This window comes from Variovorax sp. YR266, assembly GCF_900107295.1.
Classification (GTDB): domain Bacteria; phylum Pseudomonadota; class Gammaproteobacteria; order Burkholderiales; family Burkholderiaceae_C; genus Variovorax.
Genome location: NZ_FNPM01000011.1, coordinates 151039 through 172833, shown reverse-complemented (window position 1 = coordinate 172833; position 21795 = coordinate 151039). Strand labels below are relative to the sequence as shown.

Sequence of the window (21795 nt, the reverse complement as noted above, 5' to 3'; positions counted from 1 at the left end):
GAGGATGGCGTCACGCAGTCGTGTGCGGGACGTTGGCGTGCTGCACCGCAGTACGTTCGGTCAACGCAGCCAGCCGGTGCAGCTTGTCGACCGTGCTCGGCCACAGGCTCTGGCTGAACTGCTCGCGGAAGAAGCCGAAGTGGCCGATGCGCCGGGCCTGCACGTCCGCCGGCGCGATGCGCTCGACCGCGCTCGGCGCGCCGGCATAGAAGCTCACCAGGCTTTCGGTGCCGGCGAGCGTCATGAGTTCGTCGTCGGTGATCGACAGCGCGAGCACGGGGAAGCGCACGCGTCCGTAGCTCTGCGATGCAAGCTCGCCCTCGGCACCCACGCTGTAGCGCGGGTTGAGGCACCAGCGCCGCCATTGCAGGATCACGCCGCGCGGCAGGTCGCCAACCTTCTTCAGCTTGCGTCCCGGAAAGTAGCCGAACAGTCGCGTGACCAGCGGCACGAGCACGAACCAGAAGTAGAGGATGCTGCGCCTGAGCTTCGGCGCGTTCTCGCGCCAGTAGCCGCTGCCGGCCGCGATGCTGACGAGGCCGTCGACTTGTTCCGGGCGCTGCAGGAAGCCCGGCAACTGCGCGCCAAGGCTGTGACCCAGCAGGTAGAGCGGCTGGTCGGGCAGTGCGGCCTTGGCGGCATCGATCACCGCTTCATAGTCGCGCGCCCAGTCGAACAGGTCGGCCTTGAAGCCGCGCAGCGACGCATCGCCGCGCGAATCGCCCGAGCCCCGGTAGTCGAAGGTCCAGACGCGCAAGCCCTGCTGTTCTGCAAGCCACTGCGCGAAGGGTTCGTAGAACGACTGGCGCACGCCCATTGCGCCGCCGATCACGATGCTGGCGCGCGGTGCGCCGGCGGGCTCGTAGCGGCGCACCGCCAGTTGCTGTGCGCCGCCGTCGACCGGAAGCTGCTGCGCCTGCATGGGGCTGCGCGGTTCAGACGCGCTCAAAGATCCCGGCAGCGCCCTGGCCCATGCCCACGCACATCGTGACCATGCCGTACTTCAGGTTCTCGCGGCGCAGCGCGTGCACCACGGTCGCCGAGCGAATGGCACCGGTGGCGCCGAGCGGGTGGCCCAGCGCAATCGCGCCGCCCATCGGGTTGACCTTCGACGGATCGAGCCCCAGCGTGTTGATGACCGCCAGCGACTGCGCGGCAAAGGCTTCGTTCAGCTCGAACCAGTCGATGTCCTCGTGCTTCAGGCCGGCATAGCGCAGCGCGGCCGGAATCGCCTCGATCGGGCCGATGCCCATGATGTGCGGCGGCACGCCCTTGCTGGCGAAGCTCACGAAGCGTGCGAGCGGCGTGAGGCCGTACTGCTTCACGGCCTTCTCGCTCGCCAGGATCAGCGCGCCCGCGCCGTCCGAGGTCTGCGAGCTGTTGCCGGCCGTGACGGTGCCGCGCGCGGCGAACACGGTGCGCAGCTTGGCGAGGCCTTCGATGCTGGTGTCGGGGCGCGCGCCTTCGTCGAGGTTCACGGTGCGGGTCTTGGCAATCGACTCGCCGGTCTCCAGGTTCGGCGTGCGGTCGGTCACTTCGATGGGCGTGATCTCGTCGGCGAACTTGCCGGCCTTCTGCGCGGCCAGTGCCTTCTGGTGCGAGGCGAGCGCGAACTCGTCCTGCGCCTCGCGGCTCACCTTCCACTGCTGCGCGACCTTCTCGGCCGTGAGGCCCATGCCATAGGCAATGCCCACGTCGCCTTCGCGCTCGAAGATCGAGGGCGACAGCGAGGGCGAGTTGCCCATCATCGGCACCATGCTCATGCTTTCGACACCGGCTGCGATCATCACGTCGGCCTCGCCAACGCGGATGCGGTCGGCCGCCATCTGCACGGCCGACAGGCCCGAAGCGCAGAAGCGGTTGACGGTGATGCCGCCGACACTGGTCGGCAGGCCTGCCAGCACCGCGCCGATGCGCGCGACGTTCAGGCCCTGCTGCGATTCGGGAATCGCGCAGCCGCAGATGATGTCTTCGATGGCCTTCGGGTCGAGGCTGGGCACGGCAGCCAGCGCAGCGCGCAGCGTGGTGGCCAGCAGGTCGTCAGGACGGTAGTTGCGGAAGTAGCCGCGGTGCGACTTGCCGATGGGGGTGCGGGTGGCGGAGACGATGTAGGCGTCTTGTACTTGCTTGCTCATGAAATCTGTCCTTAGTTGCGCACTGGCTTGCCGGTGCTGAGCATCCCCATGATCCGCTCCTGCGTCTTGGGATGCACGATGAGCGAGCAGAACGCCTTGCGTTCCAGCGTCATCAGGTATTCCTCGGTCACGAGCGAGCCCGCGTCCACGTCGCCGCCGGTGACCACGTTCGCGATCAGGCTGGCAATGTGGAAGTCGTGCGCGCTGATGAAGCCGCCGTCGCGCATGTTCACGAGCTGGCCCTTGATGGTCGCGGCGCCGCTGCGGCCCGCCACGCGGAAGGTGCGGCGCAGTGGTGCGCGGTAGCCGGCGTCGGCCATGGCCTTGGCCTGCTGCAGCGCCACGTACAGCAGCTCGTCCTTGTTCGGCACGATCACGTCGCTGTCGAGCAGGTAGCCCAGCTTCTTCGAATCGAGCGCGCCGGTGCCGACCTTCGCCATCGCCGCAGCAGTGAAGCCTTCGGTGAGGAACGGCAGCAGGTCGCTACCCGTGGAGGCCGCTGCGTTCTCCGCAGCACGACGCGCGATGTAGGTCAGGCCGCCGGCGCCGGGGATCAGGCCCACGCCGACTTCGACCAGGCCGATGTAGCTTTCCATTGCAGCCACGCGCTTGGCCGAATGCACGGCCAGCTCGCAGCCGCCGCCCAGCGCCATGCCGCGCACGGCCGAAATCACCGGCACGCTGGCGTAGCGGATCTTGAGCATCACGTTCTGCAGCTCTTCCTCGGCGCCTTCGACCGCGCCGATGCCTGCGACCACGAAGGCCGGCAGCATCGCCTGCAGGTCGGCGCCGACCGAGAACACCTCGTCGGGCGACCAGATCACAAGGCCCTTGTATTCGGCCTCAGCCAGCTCGACCGCGGCGCCAAGCGCCTCGGCCACGTCGGGACTGATGGCGTGCATCTTCGAATGGATGCTGGCGATGAGCACTTCGCCATCGAGCGTCCACACGCGCACGTCGCCTTCGTCGCTGATGGTGGTGCCGGCCGTGTTGGCATCGGCTGCGTTCGCGCCGAGCACGCTCTCGGGGAACAGCTGGCGGTCATGCACCGGCAGCCTGCGCTGCGGCACGAATTTGTTCTGCGATGCGCTCCACGAGCCTTCGGGCGTGTGCACGCCGCCAGCCTCGGCCACCGGACCTTCGAACACCCACTTGGGCAGCGGCGCGCTGCTGAGCGCCTTGCCTGCGTCGATGTCTTCCTGCACCCACTTGGCGACCTGCGCCCAGCCGGCCTCTTGCCACAGCTCGAACGGGCCCTGCTTCATGCCGAAGCCCCAGCGCATGGCGAAGTCGATGTCGCGTGCGCTCTCGGCGATGTCGCCCAGGTGCACGGCGGCGTAGTGGAAGCCGTCGCGCAGGATCGCCCAGAGGAACTGGCCCTGCGGTCCTTCGCTCTCGCGCAGCAGCTTCAGGCGTTCGCCCGCGGGCTTCTTCAGCATGCGGCCATACACCTCGTCAGCCTTGGCGCCGGCGGGCACGTACTCGCCGCTCTTCAGGTCGAAGCGCAGGATGTCGCGGCCGACCTTCTTGAAGAAGCCGGCCTTGGCCTTCTGGCCCAGGTTGCCCAGCTCCAGCAGCTTGGCGAGCACCGGCGGCGTCGCGAAGTTGGCATAGAACGGATCGGTCTCTACGTTGAGGTTGTCCTGCAGCGTCTTCACGACGTGGGCCATCGTGTCGAGGCCCACCACGTCGGCGGTGCGGAAGGTGCCGGAGCTCGCGCGGCCCAGCTTCTTGCCGGTGAGGTCGTCCACCACATCGGGCGTCAAGCCGAACTTCTCGACTTCCTTCAGCGTGGCCAGCATGCCGGCGATGCCGACGCGGTTGGCGATGAAGTTGGGCGTGTCGTGCGCGCGCACCACGCCCTTGCCGAGCGTGCTGGTGACGAAGGCTTCGAGGTCGTCGAGCACCTGCGGCTGCGTGGTGGGCGTGTTGATCAGCTCCACCAGGAACATGTAGCGCGGCGGGTTGAAGAAGTGAATGCCGCAGAAGCGCGGCTTCAGCGCTTCGGGCAGTGCCTCGCTGAGCTTGGTGATCGACAGGCCCGAGGTGTTCGAGGCCAGGATCGAATGCTTGGCAACGTGGGGCGCGATCTTCTTGTACAGATCGAGCTTCCAGTCCATGCGCTCGGCAATGGCTTCGATGATGAGGTCGCACTCGCCGAGCTTGGCAAGGTCGTCTTCGTAGTTGGCCTGTTCGATCAGGCCCGCATCGGCCACGTCGCCGAGCGGCGCGGGCTTGAGCTTCTTGAGGTTGTCGATGGCGCGCGTGACGATGCCGTTCTTCGGGCCTTCTTTTGCGGCCAGGTCGAACAGCACGACAGGCACGCGCACGTTGACGAGGTGGGCCGCAATCTGCGCGCCCATCACGCCGGCGCCGAGCACGGCGACCTTCTTCACTTGAAATCGGGACATGTTGCTTGGTATTTCTTGGATTGGTTGCGCGCAGGCTTGTTACTGCACGCGGTTCCAGGTTTGGGTACGCCAGAAGGGGCCCAGGTAGCCGCGCACTTCGAGCTTCTTGCCGCCGTCGACGGGCGTGTAGCTCGCGCGGTATTCCTTGCCGTTCTCGGGGTCGAGGATCTTGCCGCCTTCCCAGACTTCCTTGCCTTCGGCCTTCTTGCCGCCGCGGATGATGTCCAGGCCCACCATGGGCTTGCCCTTGCGGTCGTCGCTGCATTCGTCGCAGGTGGCGCCGGGCTTGGCGTCCTTGCCCAGTGCCTTTTCGATGCGGCCGAGCAGCGCACCGTTGGTTTCATCGATGCGGATCTCGGCCTTGACCTCACCGGTCTTGTCGTCAACGTTGCGCCACAGGCCGACCGGCGTGACCTGGGCCATGGCCGAGGCTGCGGTGACGGCGAACAGAACGGCGGCGAATGTTTTCTTCATGCGTGTCTCCCGGCGAAGTGAAGGAAAAGGCAAAGGGCTTGCTTCAGGCCAGTGCCGCGTCGGTGTCCATCAGCACCTTGCTGCCGGCGCGCGCGGTGCGCATCAGCGTCGCGGTCTCGGGGAACAACTTGGCGAAGTAGAAGCGCGCGGTCTGCAGCTTGGCGACGTAGAACGGGTCGGTGTTGCCGGCGGCGATTTCGCGCAGGGCCACTTGCGCCATGCGGGCGAACAGGTAGCCGAACACGAAGTGGCCAGCCACGCGCAGGTAGTCGACGGCGGCGGCGCCCACTTCGTCGGGGTTCTGGAAGCCCTTGAAGCCGATCTCGGTCGTGAACTTGGTGAGCTGGTCGCCCAGGCCCGCGATGGGGTTGATGAACTCGGCCATCTTCTCGTTGACGCCTTCTTCTTCCACCAGCTTCGCAACCAGCTTGCCGAACTTCTTCAGCGAAGCACCGTTGTTGCCCAGCACCTTGCGGCCCAGCAGGTCCAGCGACTGGATGGTGTTGGTGCCTTCATAGATCATGTTGATGCGGTTGTCGCGCACGAACTGCTCCATGCCCCATTCCTTGATGAAGCCGTGGCCGCCGAACACCTGCATGCAGGCGTTGGTCGCAACGTGGCCGTTGTCGGTGATGAAGGCCTTGACGATGGGGGTCAGCAGCGCGACCAGTTCGCCGGAGTCCTTGCGCACCTTTTCGTCGGGGTGGTTGTGCTCCTTGTCGAGCAGCAGCGTGCAGAAAATTTGCAGCGCGCGGCCGCCTTCGGCATAGGCCTTGGCGGTGAGCAGCATCTTGCGCACGTCGGGGTGCACGATGATGGGGTCGGCTTCCTTGTCCTTGGCCTTCACGCCGGAGAGCGAACGCATCTGGATGCGGTCCTTGGCATAGGCCAGCGCGTTCTGGTAGGCCACTTCGGTCAGGCCCAGCGACTGGTTGCCCACGCCCAGGCGCGCGGCGTTCATCATCACGAACATCGCGGCCAGGCCCTTGTTGGGCTCGCCCACCAGCGTGCCGGTGGCGCCTTCGATCACGATCTGCGCGGTGGCGTTGCCGTGAATGCCCATCTTGTGCTCCAGGCCGGCGCAGAAGATCGGGTTGCGCTCGCCGAGCGAACCGTCGGCCTTGACCTTGAACTTCGGCACCACGAACAGGCTGATGCCCTTGCTGCCCTTGGGCGCGTCAGGCAGGCGGGCCAGCACCAGGTGAATGATGTTGCTCGTCATGTCGTGCTCGCCGGCCGAGATGAAGATCTTGCTGCCGCTGATGCGGTAGGTGCCGTCCGCCTGCGGCTCGGCCTTGGTGCGCAGCAGGCCGAGGTCGGTGCCGCAATGGGGTTCGGTCAGACACATGGTGCCGGTCCATTCGCCGCTGGTGAGCTTGGGCAGGTAGGTCTTCTTCTGCTCGTCGGTGCCGTGGGCCGCCAGCGCCTCGTACGCGCCGTGCGAGAGGCCGGGGTACATGGTCCAGGCCTGGTTGGCGCTGTTGAGCATCTCGAACAGGCACTGGTTCACCACGAACGGCAGGCCCTGGCCGCCGAAGGCCGGGTCGCACGACAGCGCGGGCCAGCCGCCTTCGATGTACTTGGCGTAGGCGTCCTTGAAGCCCTTGGGCGTCTTCACTTCATGCGTGGTCTTGTCGAGCGTGCAGCCCTCTTCATCGCCGCTGATGTTGAGCGGGAAGGTCACTTCGGCTGCGAATTTGCCGGCCTCTTCGATCACCGCGTTGATGGTGTCGGCATCGGTCTCGGCATGTGCCGGAAGCGCCTTGAGTTCCTCGGCGACGTTGAGCACTTCGTGCAGCACGAACTGCATGTCGCGCACGGGTGGGTTGTAGGTAGGCATCCGGAACTCTCCTGGTCGAAGCTAGATAGAAAAAGAAAAAGGGGAAAACGAAAACGGGGCAGGCCGCGCGCTTCTTCAGCGCACGGTCTTGAGGCGGCGGCCGGCCGGCGCGGCCGTGTCGGCCTTGGGCGCATCGGGCGTGGCGCTGCGCGCGAGGATGTTGTCGAAGCCGACGTTGGCGCGGCCGATGGAGCCGGGCACCTGCAGGAAGCGCGCTTCGTAGTGCAGCGCGAGGATCAGGCCGTGAATCTCGAACGCCACCTGGCGCTCGTCGGCGTCGGCGCGCAGATGGCCTTCGCTCTGCGACTGCACGATGGCGCGCAGCACTGCCGCCTGCCAGATGCTGACCGACTCGACCAGCGCATCGCGCACCGGGCCTGGGCGGTCGTCGAATTCGGAAGCGCCGCTGATGTAGATGCAGCCCGAGTCGATTTCGGTCGAGGTGCGCTTCATCCAGTTGGCGAACATGGCGCGCAGGCGCGGCAGGCCGCGCGGCGCCTTCAGGGCGGGGAAGAACACTTCCTGCTCGAAGCGTGCGTGGTATTCACGCACCACCGAGATCTGCAGTTCTTCGCGCGAGCCGAAGTGGGCGAACACGCCCGACTTGCTCATCTTGGTGATTTCAGCCACCGCACCGATCGACAGGCCCTCGAGCCCGATCTGCGCGGCTAGCGCCAGCGCGGCGTCGACGATGACGGCCTTGGTCTGCTGGCCCTTCTGGGCGGCGCGAACGGGCTTGGCGGGAACGGCTGCTGCGGTCATCGTGGAATTTCCATGCAAAAACGAACGGTCGTTCTATTTTGCAGGGCTTTACCACTTTCGCCCGCAAGAAACCTTCAGGTATTGAAGGTTAATTGATGCGGGACGGGGCGCAATCGGCCCCATCCCTACCCCTCGGAAGCTCTCTTCAGAATTCCTGCGACACCGGCCGCAGCACGACTTCGTTGATGTCCACGTTCGCCGGCTGCTCCACCGCGTAGACGATGGCGCGCGCCACCGAATCCGACGGGATCTGGTTGGCGTCGTAGAACGCCTTCACACCCGCAGCGGACTCTGCATCGCTGCTGCCGAACTTCAGCTCCGATTCGACCGCGCCGGGCGACACGATGGTCACGCGCACGCCGCTGTTGCCCACTTCCACGCGCAGGCCTTCGGAGATGGCGCGCACCGCGTGCTTGGTTGCGCTGTAGACGGTGCCGATGGGCGTGAACACCTTCAGCCCGGCAATGGATGCGACGTTGACGATGTGCCCGCTGCCTTGCGCCTGCATGCGCGGCAGCACGGCGGCAATACCGTAGAGCACGCCCTTGATGTTGACGTCGATGGTGCGGTCCCACTCGTCGACCTTGAGCTTGTCGAGAGGCGACAGCGGCATCACGCCCGCGTTGTTGACCAGCACGTCGATGCGGCCGAAGGCCTCGACGGTGGCGGCTGCGAGCTTGTCGAGGTCGGCGCGCTTGGCCACGTCGGTGGCCACGGCGATGGCCTCGCCGCCGGCTTCGCGGATCTCGGCGACGACCTTGTCGAGCCGGTCGGTGCGGCGGGCCGCGAGCACCACTTTTGCGCCGCGCGCAGCCAGGTGGCGCGCCGTCGATTCGCCGAGCCCGCTGCTCGCGCCGGTGACGATGGCGACCTTGCCCTTGATGTTGTCTTGAACGGATGTCATGGGAAATTCCTTTCGGGTGTGTGGAAGAAGTGCCTCCAGTGTGGAAAATCCACATGTTCCCGTAAATGAAACTCTGGCGACTTCAGAATTCCTCAGAAAGGAACTCTCAACACCATGTCCAATCGTCTCGAAGCCCTGCGCGTGTTCTGCGCCGCCGCCGATGCCGCCAACTTCCGCGACGCGGCGGCGCGGCTTTCGGTGTCACCGCAGGTGATCACGCGCGCGGTGCGCGAGCTCGAAGACGAGCTCGGCGAGCCCCTCTTCCACCGCAGCACGCGCGGCGTGCAGCTCACCGACTTCGGTCGGCAGCTCTCGGAGCGGGCGCGCACCGCCCTGAGCGGAGTCGACGAACTCTTCCATCGCACCGACCGCCGCGCACTGTCGCAGCACGAGGGCACGGTGCGGGTCACGGCGCCGGGCATCTTCGGGCGCCAGCTCATTCCGCAGGCGCTGGCGCCGATGCTCGCCGCGCACCCGGGCCTGGTGCTCGACCTGCGCGTCTCGGAGTCGCATGCCGACGTGGTCGGCGAGCAGATCGACATCGGCGTGCGCGTGGGCCCGCTGCGCGATGCCCGCTTCGTCGCGCGGCCGGTCGGCCGGATGGCGCTGCACGTGGTGGCCGCGCCCTCGCTGATCGCGCGTACCGGCGTGCCGAAGAAGATCGAGGCGCTGGCCTCGCTGCCGCTCACCGCATTGATCGACCGCAAGTCGGGCCGTCCCTGGCCGATGATGTTCCGCAAGGGGCGCCAGCTGGCCGTGAGCTCGCCGGCCTTCGTCACCGACGACTTCGACACCGAGTGCGCCGCGGTGCTCGCAGGCCTGGGCTTCGCCCAGTTGATCGGCTCGCTGGCCGAGCCCTGGATCGAGCGCGGCGCGCTGGTGTCGGTGCTGGAGGCCGAGGCGCCCGAGCCGTGGCCGATTTATGTCTACCGCTCGCAACGGGCGCCTGTGCCGGCGCGCGTGCGGCTGGTGTACGACGAGTTGATCCGCGTGCTGCGCTGAACGCTACGCCCGCTGCCAGGCGCCGGGCGTGAAACCGAAGTGGCGCGTGAAGATGCGCGTCATGTGGCTCTGGTCCGCGAAGCCGCTTGCGGCGGCGGTGTCCGCGAGGTTCGTGCCGCGTCGGATCAAGGCGCGTGCGCGTTCGGCACGCTGCAGCAACAGCCATGCGTGAGGCGGCACGCCGTAGGCCTTCTGGAAACGACGCAGCAGCTGGAACTTGCCGAGGCCGGCCATCGCTGCAAGCTCATCGAGCGTGGGCGCGGCAAGCAGGTCATCGGCGAGGCGCTCGCGCACCAGCCGCACGTCGCCATCGATCTCGGGCTGCGGCACGGCGGTGGAATGGCCATCGAGCAGCAGGCCGCAGACTTCGACCAGCGACTCTTCGCAGGCTAAGGCTTCAGCGCTCGCAGAGGCGCTCGCGGCGCAGTTACGCCAATCATCGAGGCGGGTGAACAGGCGGCGCAGTGTTTGGACCAGCCGCAAGTCCTTGAGCACGGGCCGTGTGAATTCAACGCTGCCGTCCATCGCAGCGCCGCCCAGCATGCCCGCCATCACTGCCGCGTCGAGATACACCATGCGCCAACGCCGCGACGGGCCGCCAAACGGCCGGCCGTCGTGCACTTCCCCGGGATTGGTGGTGATCAGATCGCCCGCATAGGCATCTACCTTGCCACGGCCGCTGGCCGAGCTTTGCGCGCCATGGTCGAGAAGGCCGACGCCGTAGGTCGAATGCCAGTGCCGGCCGTAGTGGCGGGCACTGTCCATCGCGGTGCCGTGGACGCCCTCCCAGGGCGTTCCAAAGACCTGCGAGCGATGGTCCGGCGGCGTCTTCATCCGCCGGATGATCTCAGAGAACCGCGTTCAGAGCTTGAACGGAATCACTTCCTGGCGCTGCTCGCCCAGGCCTTCGATGCCCAGCGTCATCACGTCGCCCTTCTTCAGGAAGAGCGGCGGCTTCATGCCCATGCCGACGCCGGGCGGCGTGCCGGTGGTGATGACGTCGCCGGGCATCAGCGTCATGAACTGGCTCACGTAGCTCACGATCTTGGCCACGCTGAAGATCATGGTCTTGGTGCTGCCGGTCTGCACGCGCTGGCCGTTCAGGTCGAGCCACATCGAAAGCTTCTGCGGGTTCTCGATTTCGTCGCGCGTCACCAGCCAGGGGCCGAGCGGGCCGAAGGTGTCGCAGCCCTTGCCCTTGTCCCAGGTGCCGCCCCGCTCGATCTGGTATTCGCGCTCGCTGATGTCGTTGATGGTGCAGTAGCCGGCCACATAGTCGAGCGCGCTCTTTTGCGACACGTAGCGTGCGCGCGTGCCGATGACCACGCCGAGCTCGACTTCCCAGTCGGTCTTGACCGAGCCCTTGGGCAGCATCACCGGATCGTTCGGGCCCTGGATGCAGCTGTTGGCCTTGGTGAACACCACGGGCTCCTTGGGCACCGGCAGGCCCGATTCGGCCGCGTGGTCCGCATAGTTCAGGCCGATGGCGATGAACTTGCCGACGTTGGCCACGGGGCTGCCGAAGCGCGGCTTGCCCTTGACCAGCGGCAGCTTGTCGATCTTCTGCTTGCGCAGCTTGGCAATGGCGGCATCGCCCAGTTGCTCGGGGCCGATGTCCTTGACGACGGCGCTCAGGTCGCGCAGCTGGCCCTTGTCGTCGATGAGGCCGGGCTTTTCCTTGCCGGGGTTGCCATAGCGGACGAGTTTCATGCTTTCCTTTCAGTGCATTGAATTGAATTGATCAGTACGTGGAGCGGCCACCGGAGAGGTCGAAGACCGCGCCGGTGGAGAACGAACAATCTTCGGTGCAGAGCCAGCCGACCATCGCGGCCACCTCCTCCACCGTGCCGAAGCGGCCCATGGGAATCTTCGAGAGCATGAAGGCGATGTGCTCGGGCGTCATCTGGTCGAAGATGGCCGTCTTCACCGCCGCGGGCGTCACGCAGTTCACGCGGATGCCGGTGTCGGCCAGCTCCTTGCCGAGCGACTTGGTCAGGCCGATGACGGCCGCCTTGCTCGCGCTGTAGGCACTGGCGTTGGGGTTGCCCTCCTTGCCGGCCACCGAGGCGATGTTGACGATGCGGCCATAGCCACCGCTACCGCCGGTGCCCTGCTTGCGCATCTGCGCGACCACTTCGCGGCAGCACAGGAACACGCCGTTGATGTTGACGTCCATCACCTGGCGCCAGTCGTCCACGGGGTAGTCCCACAGCCTGGTGTTGGGGCCGGTGATGCCGGCGCTGTTGACCAGCGCGTCGATACGCGGCGCGTGCGCCAGCGTGGCGGCCACGGCCTTGGCGACAGAGGGCTGCTGCGACACGTCGACCTTCAGCGCAAAGGCCTTGTCGCCGAGCGACTTGGCCGCCTTCGCGGCGGCGTCTTCATCGCGGTCCCACAGCGTGACGCTGCCGCCCGAGGCCACCAGCCGCTGCGCGATGCCGAAGCCGAGCCCCGTGGCGCCCCCGGTGACGACTGCGTGGCGGCCCTTGAAGTCGAGCTGGTTCATATGGTGATGCCGCCGTCGACGGTGAAGGCCTGGCCGGTGGCGAAGACCGATTCGTCGCTGGCGAGGAACACCACCACCGGCGCGATTTCCTCGGCCTGCGCGAGCCGGCCCATGGGCTGGCGCGCGATGAAGGCCTTGCGCGCGGCTTCAGGGTCGGCATTGGCGTTGATGCGGTCGCCGAGCGAGGGCGTATCGACCGTGCCCGGGCAGACGGCGTTGCAGCGGATGCCGCGGGCCACGTAGTCGGCCGCCACGCTCTTGGTGAGGCCCAGCACCGCCGCCTTGGTGGTGCCGTAGACAAAGCGGTTGGGCAGGCCCTTCATGCTGGAGCACACGCTCGCCATGTTGATGATGCTGCCGCGCCCGGCCGCCAGCATGCCGGGCAGCACGGCCTGGATGGTCCACATCTGGGCGCGCACGTTGAGGCTGAAGGCGAAAAGCAGCTCGTCGTCGGTGGCCTGCTCGATGGTGCCGTTGTGCACCACGCCCGCGCAGTTGAAGAGGACGTCGAGCGCGGGCAGCTTCGCCACCACCGCGCCGATGGCGGCCTTGTCGAGCACGTCGAGCTTGAGCGCGGTGACGTTGGGCACGCCCGCGTAGCGTTCGAGCAGCTTCTCGTTGACGTCGGTGGCCCAGACCTGCGCGCCCTCGGCGGCCATGGCGAGCACGCTGGCGTAGCCGATGCCCTGGCCGGCGGCGGTGACCAGCGCGGTCTTTCCCTGCAATCTCATCGGTGTCTCCTCTGGTCGTGTCTTCGGGTTAGGCCCGATGATGGCGCGGGCGGTGTATCGTATTCTGAATTGGCCTTACCACTTGTCCAATTCAGGACAACCCTTAAGCCCCTCGACCTCCTTTTTTCGCTCCCGTGCCGATCCAGACCCTCGAACCCCAGCGCCTCTACCGCCAGATTGCCGAACAGTTGCGTGTGCTCATCGGCAAGGGCGAGTTCGCGGTGGGCGCGCGCATTCCGGCCGAGCGCGACCTGGCCAAGCAGCTGGGCGTGAGCCGGCCCTCGGTGCGCGAGGCGCTGATTGCGCTGGAGGTGGAAGGCTGGGTCGAGATCCGCACCGGCTCGGGCGTGTACGTGCTCGACCGCTCGCACCGCACGGCGCCGCCCGCCAACGGAGCGGCTGGCGCCGAGTGGGGGCCGCTCGAAATCATCCGCGCGCGCCGCCTGGTCGAAGGCGAGACCGCCGCCACGGCGGCCCAGTACGGCAAGCGCAAGGACGTGGACGCCATCCGCCGCGCAATCAAGATGATGCGCGAGATGGCCGCGCGCAGCGAAGTACCGCACGAGGGCGATCGCGCCTTCCACCTGGCCATCGTCAACGCCTGCGGCAACGTGGTGCTGACCGAGACGGTGCAGGGCTTCCTGGAGTCGCGCCACGGGCCGATCTTTGCGCGGATGATCGATTACTTCGAGACCATGGACTCGTGGCAGGCCGCCATCGGCGAGCACGAAGCCATCCTCGACGCCGTCGCTGCGCGCGACCCGGCAGCGGCGCGCGAGGCAATGCACCAGCACATGGACAAGTTCCACCAGAGATTCAGCGCGAGCTGGCGCCGCGCGAAGGTCTCCTGACAAACAAACAAGCGCCGACAGGCACTCACGATGACTCCCTACATCCGACTCCACCCCGCCGATGACGTCGTCATCGCGCGCTCGCAACTGCTCGGCGGCACCGTCGTCGAAGGTGTGGCCGTTCGCGGCCTGATTCCGCCGGGCCACAAGATCGCGATGCGCGACATCGCCCAGGGCGAGCCGGTGCGGCGCTACAACCAGATCATCGGATTCGCGAGCAAGCCCATCGTCGCCGGCGAGCACGTGCACACGCAGAACCTGAACATGGGCCCGGACAAAGGAGACTTCGAACGCGATTACGCCTTCGGCGCCGACGTGAAGCCCGCCCCTGCGAAGCGCGAGGCCACCTTCATGGGCATCAAGCGCGCCGACGGCCGCGTGGCTACGCGCAACTACATCGGCGTGCTGACCAGCGTGAACTGCTCGGCCACGGCCGCGCGCGCCATTGCGGACCATTTCTCGCGCAAGACCAACCCGCAGGCGCTCGCGGCGTTTCCGAATGTGGACGGCATCGTCGCGCTCACGCACGGCACCGGCTGCGGCATGGACACGCAGGGCATGGGCATGCAGATCCTGGAGCGCACGCTGACGGGCTACGCCACGCACCCGAACTTCGCGGGCGTGCTGGTGGTCGGGCTCGGCTGCGAGGCCAACCAGATCAACGCCTGGCTCGCGACCGGCCACCTGGCCGAGGGCGAGAACTTTCGCACCTTCAACATCCAGGACACGGGCGGCACGCGCAAGACGGTCGAGAAGGGCGTGGCGCTCATCAACGAGATGCTGCCACGCGCCAATGCGGTGAAGCGCGAGCCGTGCAGCGCGGCGCACATCACCATCGGGCTGCAGTGCGGCGGCTCGGACGGCTACTCGGGCATCAGCGCCAACCCGGCGCTGGGTGCGGCGGTCGACCTGCTGGTGGCGCATGGCGGCACCGCCATCCTCAGCGAAACGCCCGAGGTGTACGGCGCCGAGCACCTGCTGACGCGCCGCGCGGTGAAGCGCGAAGTGGGGCAGAAGCTGGTGGACCGCATCAAGTGGTGGGAGCACTACACCGAAATCAACGAAGGCGAGATGAACAACAACCCCTCGCCGGGCAACAAGGCCGGCGGGCTCACCACCATCCTGGAGAAGTCACTGGGCGCGGTGGCCAAGGGCGGCACCAGCAACCTCGAGGCGGTGTACGAATACGCGGAGCCCGTTACCGCGCACGGCTTCGTCTACATGGACACGCCGGGCTACGACCCGGTGAGCGCCACGGGCCAGGTGGCCGGCGGCGCCAACCTGATCTGCTTCACGACCGGGCGCGGCTCGGCGTATGGCTGCGCGCCTTCACCCTCGCTCAAGCTCGCGACCAACTCTGCGCTGTGGCAGCGGCAGGAAGAAGACATGGACATCAACTGCGGCGAGATCGTGGACGGCACGGCGTCGATCCAGGAGATGGGCCAGCGCATCTTCGAGCTGGTGCTGGCGACCGCTTCGGGCGCGCAGTCGAAGAGCGAACAGCACGGCTACGGCCAGAACGAGTTCGTGCCGTGGCAGGTCGGCGCGGTGATGTGACGTGATGTGAATCCATCGACAAGGAACAGCATGGCCAACCTCCCCTTCGGATTTCTCGAGGGCACCGGCTTCGAGCACAGAGACCCTCGCTTCAAGTCATGCATTCCCGGCCCCGAGCGCGTGCAGCGCCTGTGGACCGGTGCGCGCTGGTGCGAAGGCCCCGTGTGGTTCGCCGCGCACCGCACGCTGGTGTGGTCAGACATTCCGAACAACCGCATGCTGCGCTACGACGAAGTCAATGGCACGGTCGGCATCTTCCGTGAGCCGTCGAACAACACCAATGGCAATACGGTCGACCGCCAGGGCCGACTCGTGAGTTGCGAGCACCTCACGCGGCGCGTGACTCGCACCGAGCATGACGGCACGATCACCGTGCTGGCCTCGCAATGGCAGGGCAAGCGTCTCAATTCGCCCAACGACGTGGTCGTGCATTCGGACGGCGCCGTGTGGTTCACCGACCCGAGCTACGGCATCCTCTCCGACTACGAGGGCCTGAAGGCAGACAGCGAAATCGGCGCCTGCCATGTCTACCGCATCGACCCGGCGAGCGGCGAAGTCGAACGCATGGCCGACGATTTCGTGAAGCCCAACGGCCTGGCGTTCTCGCCCGACGAATCGACGCTGTACATCGCCGACACGGGCGCGAGCCATGCGGCGGACGGGCCGCGGCACATCCGCCGCTTCAGTGTCGGGCCTCAAGCCCGGAGGCTGGACGGCGGCGGGGTGTTCGCCGAATGCACCAACGGGCTGTTCGACGGCTTCCGGCTCGACACCGAAGGCCGCATCTGGACCAGCGCACTCGACGGCGTGCACGCCTATCACCCCGACGGCACGCTGCTCGGCAAGATCCTGATCCCCGAGCGCGTGGCCAACGTCTGCTTCGGCGGACCCAAGCTCAACCGCCTTTTCATCTGCGCGACCACGTCGCTCTATGCCATCACACTGAACGCGAAGGGAGTCTGATCCATGTCCAGAACACTGGAGGCCAACGGCCTGCAAGCCACCGTCACCCGCATCCTCGAGGCCGCGGGCAGTTCACCGGCCGAAGCGCAACAGGTGGCCGCCAACCTGGTGCTGGCGAACCTGAGCGGCCACGACTCGCACGGCGTGGGCATGCTGCCGCGCTACGTGGATGCGGTGGCCGAGGGCGGGCTGAAGCCGAACGCAGCGGTGCGCATCAACCTCGACATCGGCACGCTGATGGGCCTGGACGGCCAGCACGGCTACGGGCAGATCGTCGGCGTGCAGGCGATGGAACTCGGCATCGCGCGAGCCAAGCAGCACGGCAGCTGCATCTTCACGCTCTCGCACGCGCACCATCTGGGGCGCATCGGGCACTTCGCGGAGATGGCGACGGCGCAGGGGCTGGTGGCCATGCACTTCGTCAACGTGCTGTCGCGGCCGGTGGTCGCGCCGTGGGGCGGTGGCGACGGGCGCTTTGGCACCAACCCGTGCTGCATCGGCATTCCGCTCGCGGGTGCCGAGCCCTTCGTGCTCGACTACGCGACCAGCCGCGTGGCGCAGGGAAAGATGCGCGTGGCGCACAACAAGGGTGAGCGCGTGCCCGACGGCTACCTGATCGACGAGAACGGCGCGCCGACCAACGACCCCGGCGTGGTGGTGGTGCCGCAGGGCAACGGGCTCTTCGGCGCGCTCATGACTTTCGGCGAGCACAAGGGCTACGGGATGGCAGTGGCGTGCGAGCTGCTCGGCGGTGCGCTCACTGGCGGCGGCACATGGCACCGGCCGGCGGACACCGCGCGCACGGTGTTGAACGGCATGCTGACGGTGCTGATCGACCCGGCGCGGCTGGGCACGCAGAAGTCTTTCGACGAAGAGGCGCGTGAGTTTGTCGAGTGGCTGAGGCAGAGCCCGACGGGGCAAGGCTTCGACGAAGTGCAGATTGCCGGCGAGCCGGAGCGCAAGGCGCGCGCGGCGCGGCGCAAGGACGGAATCTGGGTGGATGACGCGACGTGGGGAGAAATCGTCGCGGCGGGAGCCAAGGTAGGCGTGGCCGTCGCATAGGGCTTTGGCGCCGGCGGCTATCGGCGGGCACTTCGCGACTTCTGGCTCAGCACCAGCGCGATGCCTCCCAGAATTGCCACCGAAGCAGCCGCCAGCCGCGGCGTGATCGCCTCCGACAGGAACAGCACGCCGCCGAACGCAGCCAGGAGCGGCACCGACAACTGCACGGTGGCCGCGCGCATGGCCGAAAGACGGCTCAGCGCCGCATACCAGACCGCGTAGCCGAGGCCCGAAGTCAACGCGCCGGAAGCGACAGCAAGCACAAGGCCGGTCGCGTCCACGCGAGCGCTGGCCGCAAACACCAGGCTCAACGCCAAGGCAAGCGGCACGGCCCGCGTGAAGTTGCGTGCCGTAGCGGCCAGCGGGTCAGCCACCCCACGGCCGCGCAAGGAATACACGCCCCACGCCACACCCGCGATCGCCATCAGCACGGCGCCGAGAAGCGGCGGCGCGGCGATGCCCGGAGACACCAGGTAGACGAGTCCGCCAGCCGCCAGGACGAAGCCGAACCATGCGAGAGCCCCGAAGCGCTCGCCGCCGGAGCGCAAGCCCACGCCGAACATCGTCAGCTGGACCGCGCCGAACAGGATCAGCGCGCCCGTGCCCGCCGACAGGCTGAGGTAGGCGAAGGAGAAGAACGCGACATAGCCGAACAGCATGACGGCGGCCAGCCAGTCGACGCGGGCGGACGAGGCCGGCGGCTGCGCCCTGAACCGCACGATGAGCCCCAGCATGAGCGCTCCCGCCACGAGCCTGACGCTGCCGAAGCTCGCTGCATCAATGCCTTTATGCTGCAGCGCGAGCCGGCACAGCAGCGAATTGGCCGCGAACGCGAGCATGGCCACCGCCGTGAGGAGGATCGTCTGCAGCGTGGGCTGCCGGTTGTCGCGCGCGTCATCGGGCATGCGCCCTCCGTCGAGGAACCTGCGCAAACATTGGCCTGCCGCCGAGGCCCGGCGGCAAGGGGCGAGTTGATGCTACTCCGCTCGAAGACTCAAGGCGAGCCGGCCGACGTCCCGCAAGGGACGAGCGCGAATCAAACGATCAATGCGATCGTGGCTTCAAGGTGCTCAGACGGTGCGCGGCGGAAACCCGAGCGCGCAAAGCGCTGCAGCTGGCCCACGACGAAGGCCGTGAGCGCAGCGGCGCGCACCTGGGCGTCGACGCTGGGCGTGGCCGAGCCGTCGGCCGCGGCAGCCCCGCGCAACACCTGGCGCAGGGTGGCTTCGATCTTGTCGAAGAACTGGTTCATGCGCTGCTGCAGGCGTTCGTTCTCGTAGACCAGCGCGTCGCCCACCATGACGCGGGTCATGCCAGGGTTGCGCTCGGCGAACTGGACCAGCAGCGTGAGGATCTTGGCGGCCTGCTGGGCGCCGGTGGCGCCCTCGCGCTCGAGGATCTGGTTGACCAGCGTGAAGACGCTCTGCTCGATGAAATCGATCAGGCCCTCGAACATCTGGGCCTTGCTGGCGAAATGGCGGTAGAGCGCGGCCTCGCTCACTTCGAGACGGGCGGCCAGCGCGGCGGTGGTGACCCGCTCGGCACCGGGCTGCTCGAGCATGGCGGCGAGCGCCTGCAAGATCTGCACGCGCCGCTCACCCGGCTTCGGGCGCTTGCGCGCCGGGGGAGTGAGCGTGTCCGCGGGGGTCTCTACGCCGGAAGCACTGGTCGTCTCTTCGTTCTGCATGGGAGCGCGTGCAAAGATGTAATCAATTGATTCTCGCACAGCGCAGTGAGCACGCGCCCACCCGTTCAACGGGCGCGGATCATCGTCCCGTAAGCCTGGTCGGTCAGGATCTCCAGCAGCATCGCGTGCGGCACCCGGCCGTCGATGATGTGCACCGCGTTCACGCCGCTCTTGGCGGCGTCGAGGGCGCCTTCGATCTTGGGCAGCATGCCGCCCGAGATGGTGCCGTCGGCGAACAGGTCGTCGATTTCGCGTGCGCTCAGGTTGGTGAGCAGCTTGCCGTCCTTGTCGAGCACGCCGGGCGTGTTGGTCAGGAGCATGAGCTTCTCGGCCTTGAGCACTGTGGCCAGCTTGCCGGCCACGACGTCGGCGTTGATGTTGTAGCTTTCGTTGTCCTCGCCGAAGCCGATGGGGCTGACGACGGGGATGAAGGCGTCGTCCTGCAGCGCCTTCACCACGCTGGGATCGATGGAGACGATGTCGCCGACCTGGCCCACATCATGGTGCACGTTGGGATCGGCGCGGTCGGCCAGCTTGAGCTTTTGCGCGCGAATCAGCCCGCCGTCGCGCCCCGTGAGGCCCACCGCCTTGCCGCCGGCCTGGTTGATCAGGCCCACGATGTCCTGCTGCACCTCGCCGGCCAGCACCCATTCGACGACTTCCATGGTCTCGGCGTCTGTGACGCGCATGCCCTGGATGAAGCTGCCCTTCTTGCCCAGGCGGTTGAGCGCCGCCTCGATCTGCGGGCCGCCGCCGTGCACCACCACCGGGTTCATGCCGACCAGCTTGAGCAGCACCACGTCTTCGGCAAAGTCTGCCTGCAGCGCCGGATCGGTCATGGCGTTGCCGCCGTACTTGATGACGATGGTCTTGCCGTGGAACTTGCGGATGTACGGCAGCGCCTGGGCCAGGATCTCGGCCTTGTCGCGCGGGGGGATGTTGAGGACGGGGTCGGTCATGGGCGGTCAGGCTCCAAAGCGAAGGACGGAAGGAAATTCTCGCAAAGAAAGATGTCGTCAGGGGCGCAACCAGCGGGGCACCTTGAAGCGCACGATCATCAGGTACGCCCCCACATAGGTGGTGACGAACAGCAGGCAGAAGAACATCAGCACGATCGTGTTGTTCCAGAACAGCACGGCCGGCACCACCGACAGCGCGGCAAACATCCACAGATACGGCGAGGTGCGGTTGTTGCGCGCCAGCAGTTGCCGGGCCTCGTCGTCCGCGAAGGCCACGCGCACGATGCGCCGGAAGATCAGCTGGTGGAAATGCAGCGCATCGGCCGTGCCGGGCGACTGGCCGCGCGCCAGCTTGCGGTAGATGGAGAACAGCGTCTCCCACACCGGATAGATCAGCAGCAGCATCGGGAACCAGGGCGACACCACGCGGTGCCGCTGCACCAGCGTCACGCAGGCCACGGCGATCACCATGCCCCAGACGTAGGCCCCGCCGTCTCCGGCGAAGATCTTGCCGCGCGGGTAGTTCCAGACCAGGAAGCCGAAGGTGGCGCCAACCAGGCAGATCACCATGGCCGCCAGTTGCCGGTCGCCCACCTGCAGCGCCACGTGGGAAATTGCCAGGCAGACCAGCACGGCGACCGTGCCCGCGAGCCCGTTGTAGCCGTCGATGATGTTGAAGGCATGCGGCAGGCCGCCGATGGCCAGGGCCGCGAACAACACGGTGGCGTACGGAATCATCGCCAGCCAGCCGTCGACCGTCTCGAAGCCGGTGCGCGCCACGCCCAGCCCCAGCAGCCAGCACACGAGCAGCGCCGAACCGATGGTGAGCCCCAGCCGGTAGCGCACCTTCACGTTCTGGGTAACGTCTTCGACGATGCCGCCCAGCACCGCCGGCAAGATGCACAGCAGCGTGAGCATCGAGGTCTTGACCGGCCACGACACATTGAACGGATCGGTGCCGGTGATGCCGGCCGCCAGCCAGGCCACCCCCATGCCCACCAGAATGCCCGCACCGCCCAGGCGCGGCACGTGGCCTTTGTGGAAGCGCTGGGGCATGTCGGCGCCGTAGAGGCGGGCATGCCTGCGCGCGCGGCGCATGAACAGCTGGACCGAGAAGGCAGCGACGAAGAAACTGATGACGATCAGAGCAATCATGTGTGGGGGTTGGGGAACCCTAGAATTCCCGAGCGAAATTAGACCATGCCCACGCCCCCCTCCCCCCGCCCCCCGATCACCATTTCAATCGTGAGCCACGGCCAGCTCGCGCTGGTGCTGCCGCTGCTCGAGCAGCTGGACCGGCACAGCCGCGAAGTCATCGACAAGGTTTTGCTCACATTGAACATTCCCGAGCCCGATGTGCTCGCTGGCCGCAACTGGGGCTTCGAGGTGGAGCGGATCGAGAACGCGAGCCCCAAGGGCTTCGGTGCCAATCACAACCAGGCCTTCGAGCGCTGCGGCACGCCGTGGTTCCTGGTGCTCAACCCGGACATCCGCTTCGACAGCGACGTGCTGACGCCGTTGCTCGCGCAGGCCGCGGCCGACGCCGGCCTGCTGACGCCGCGCATCCTGGAGCCCGGCAAGGCCGAGCCGGAGCCGCACCGGGCGATGCTCACGCCTCTTGAAATCGTAGGAAGAAGGAAGCCCGGCTATGTGCGGCCGACGGTGCCCGCGTGGATTCCGGGGCTGTTCATGCTGTTTCGCAGCGAGGTCTACCGGCAGCTCGGTGGCTTCGACGAGAAATTCTTCATGTACGGCGAAGACTTCGACATCTGCGCCCGCACCCGGCTCGCGGGGTGGAAACTGCAGGTCGGCGAAGACTTGGTCGCCCGGCACGACGCGCAACGAGAAAGCCACCGGAGCAAGAAATACCTGTACTGGCACGTGACCAGCCTGCTGAAGGTGTGGCTGTCGGGGTCGTTCTGGCGGTACTGGCGGCTTCGCGGTTGACCGA

General features: G+C 67.0%; 21 protein-coding genes. 6 read left to right on the top strand and 15 right to left on the bottom strand.

The window, feature by feature from the left end; all coding sequences use genetic code 11:
- Positions 1–10: 10 nt before the first annotated feature.
- The 7 genes from BLW48_RS26190 to BLW48_RS26160 form a co-directional block, all read right to left on the bottom strand.
- Positions 11–922, bottom strand: coding sequence for an alpha/beta hydrolase family protein (locus BLW48_RS26190; RefSeq protein WP_093178352.1), 912 nt, complete (start codon positions 920–922; stop codon positions 11–13).
- A gap of 13 nt (positions 923–935) precedes the next feature.
- Positions 936–2135 (bottom strand): acetyl-CoA C-acyltransferase, encoded by a 1200-nt coding sequence (locus BLW48_RS26185; protein ID WP_093057296.1) that lies wholly within the window; start codon positions 2133–2135, stop codon positions 936–938.
- Positions 2136–2146: 11 nt separating this feature from the next.
- A complete protein-coding gene (locus BLW48_RS26180; protein WP_093178351.1) occupies positions 2147–4546 on the bottom strand; it encodes a 3-hydroxyacyl-CoA dehydrogenase/enoyl-CoA hydratase family protein in 2400 nt (799 codons plus the stop codon).
- Positions 4547–4585: 39 nt separating this feature from the next.
- The gene (locus BLW48_RS26175) at positions 4586–5020 is read right to left on the bottom strand and encodes a DUF2147 domain-containing protein (RefSeq protein ID WP_093057294.1); all 435 of its coding nucleotides are present in this window, start codon (positions 5018–5020) and stop codon (positions 4586–4588) included.
- Positions 5021–5063: 43 nt separating this feature from the next.
- On the bottom strand, positions 5064–6860 hold the full coding sequence (locus BLW48_RS26170) for an acyl-CoA dehydrogenase C-terminal domain-containing protein (protein ID WP_093057293.1): 1797 nt from the start codon (positions 6858–6860) through the stop codon (positions 5064–5066).
- A 75-nt stretch (positions 6861–6935) separates the two neighbouring features.
- Positions 6936–7622 carry a TetR/AcrR family transcriptional regulator gene (locus BLW48_RS26165; protein ID WP_093057292.1) on the bottom strand — a complete coding sequence of 229 codons (687 nt, stop codon included), beginning with the start codon at positions 7620–7622 and terminating at the stop codon, positions 6936–6938.
- A 145-nt stretch (positions 7623–7767) separates the two neighbouring features.
- Positions 7768–8526, bottom strand: coding sequence for an SDR family oxidoreductase (locus tag BLW48_RS26160; RefSeq protein ID WP_093057291.1), 759 nt, complete (start codon positions 8524–8526; stop codon positions 7768–7770).
- Positions 8527–8640: 114 nt separating this feature from the next.
- On the opposite strand from BLW48_RS26160, the gene BLW48_RS26155 reads away from it, so the two are divergent.
- The gene (locus BLW48_RS26155; protein ID WP_093178349.1) at positions 8641–9528 is read left to right on the top strand and encodes a LysR family transcriptional regulator; all 888 of its coding nucleotides are present in this window, start codon (positions 8641–8643) and stop codon (positions 9526–9528) included.
- Positions 9529–9531: 3 nt separating this feature from the next.
- Here the strand turns inward: BLW48_RS26155 and BLW48_RS26150 are convergent, their stop codons facing one another.
- From BLW48_RS26150 to BLW48_RS26135, 4 genes are read right to left on the bottom strand one after another with little or no spacing between them, the layout of a single operon-like run.
- Positions 9532–10362: an AraC family transcriptional regulator gene (locus BLW48_RS26150; RefSeq protein WP_093178347.1), complete on the bottom strand. Its 831-nt coding sequence runs from the start codon at positions 10360–10362 to the stop codon at positions 9532–9534.
- Between the two features lie 27 nt (positions 10363–10389).
- Complete coding sequence (locus BLW48_RS26145; protein WP_093057288.1) at positions 10390–11238, bottom strand: fumarylacetoacetate hydrolase family protein; 849 nt, start codon at positions 11236–11238, stop codon at positions 10390–10392.
- Positions 11239–11269: 31 nt separating this feature from the next.
- Entirely contained in the window at positions 11270–12034 is a 765-nt protein-coding gene (locus tag BLW48_RS26140; protein ID WP_093057287.1) for an SDR family NAD(P)-dependent oxidoreductase, read from the bottom strand.
- Positions 12031–12765 (bottom strand): SDR family oxidoreductase, encoded by a 735-nt coding sequence (locus BLW48_RS26135; RefSeq protein ID WP_093057286.1) that lies wholly within the window; start codon positions 12763–12765, stop codon positions 12031–12033. Before BLW48_RS26135 ends, BLW48_RS26140 begins: the two co-directional genes overlap by 4 nt.
- Positions 12766–12899: 134 nt before the next feature.
- Here BLW48_RS26135 and BLW48_RS26130 point away from each other — a divergent pair, with 134 nt between their 5' ends.
- The 4 genes from BLW48_RS26130 to BLW48_RS26115 are packed head-to-tail and all read left to right on the top strand — an operon-like array spanning position 12900 to position 17198.
- Positions 12900–13616 carry a FadR/GntR family transcriptional regulator gene (locus tag BLW48_RS26130; protein WP_093057285.1) on the top strand — a complete coding sequence of 239 codons (717 nt, stop codon included), beginning with the start codon at positions 12900–12902 and terminating at the stop codon, positions 13614–13616.
- A gap of 30 nt (positions 13617–13646) precedes the next feature.
- On the top strand, positions 13647–15173 hold the full coding sequence (locus tag BLW48_RS26125; RefSeq protein WP_093178346.1) for a UxaA family hydrolase: 1527 nt from the start codon (positions 13647–13649) through the stop codon (positions 15171–15173).
- A 30-nt stretch (positions 15174–15203) separates the two neighbouring features.
- Positions 15204–16136: an SMP-30/gluconolactonase/LRE family protein gene (locus tag BLW48_RS26120; RefSeq protein WP_093178344.1), complete on the top strand. Its 933-nt coding sequence runs from the start codon at positions 15204–15206 to the stop codon at positions 16134–16136.
- A gap of 3 nt (positions 16137–16139) precedes the next feature.
- Positions 16140–17198 (top strand): malate/lactate/ureidoglycolate dehydrogenase, encoded by a 1059-nt coding sequence (locus BLW48_RS26115; protein ID WP_093178343.1) that lies wholly within the window; start codon positions 16140–16142, stop codon positions 17196–17198.
- A gap of 17 nt (positions 17199–17215) precedes the next feature.
- On the opposite strand, the gene BLW48_RS26110 is transcribed toward BLW48_RS26115, so the two are convergent.
- The 4 genes from BLW48_RS26110 to BLW48_RS26095 all read right to left on the bottom strand — a co-directional run bounded on the left by BLW48_RS26110 (position 17216) and on the right by BLW48_RS26095 (position 20999).
- Positions 17216–18103 (bottom strand): DMT family transporter, encoded by an 888-nt coding sequence (locus BLW48_RS26110; protein ID WP_093079164.1) that lies wholly within the window; start codon positions 18101–18103, stop codon positions 17216–17218.
- A 131-nt stretch (positions 18104–18234) separates the two neighbouring features.
- Positions 18235–18885, bottom strand: a complete 651-nt coding sequence (slmA, locus tag BLW48_RS26105) for a nucleoid occlusion factor SlmA (RefSeq protein WP_093057280.1) — start codon at positions 18883–18885, stop codon at positions 18235–18237.
- Positions 18886–18950: 65 nt separating this feature from the next.
- Complete coding sequence (argB, locus tag BLW48_RS26100; protein WP_093057279.1) at positions 18951–19844, bottom strand: acetylglutamate kinase; 894 nt, start codon at positions 19842–19844, stop codon at positions 18951–18953.
- A gap of 57 nt (positions 19845–19901) precedes the next feature.
- Complete coding sequence (locus tag BLW48_RS26095; protein WP_093057278.1) at positions 19902–20999, bottom strand: glycosyltransferase family 4 protein; 1098 nt, start codon at positions 20997–20999, stop codon at positions 19902–19904.
- 45 nt (positions 21000–21044) lie between these two features.
- Here BLW48_RS26095 and BLW48_RS26090 point away from each other — a divergent pair, with 45 nt between their 5' ends.
- Positions 21045–21791, top strand: a complete 747-nt coding sequence (locus tag BLW48_RS26090) for a glycosyltransferase (protein WP_093057277.1) — start codon at positions 21045–21047, stop codon at positions 21789–21791.
- Positions 21792–21795 lie beyond the last annotated feature (4 nt).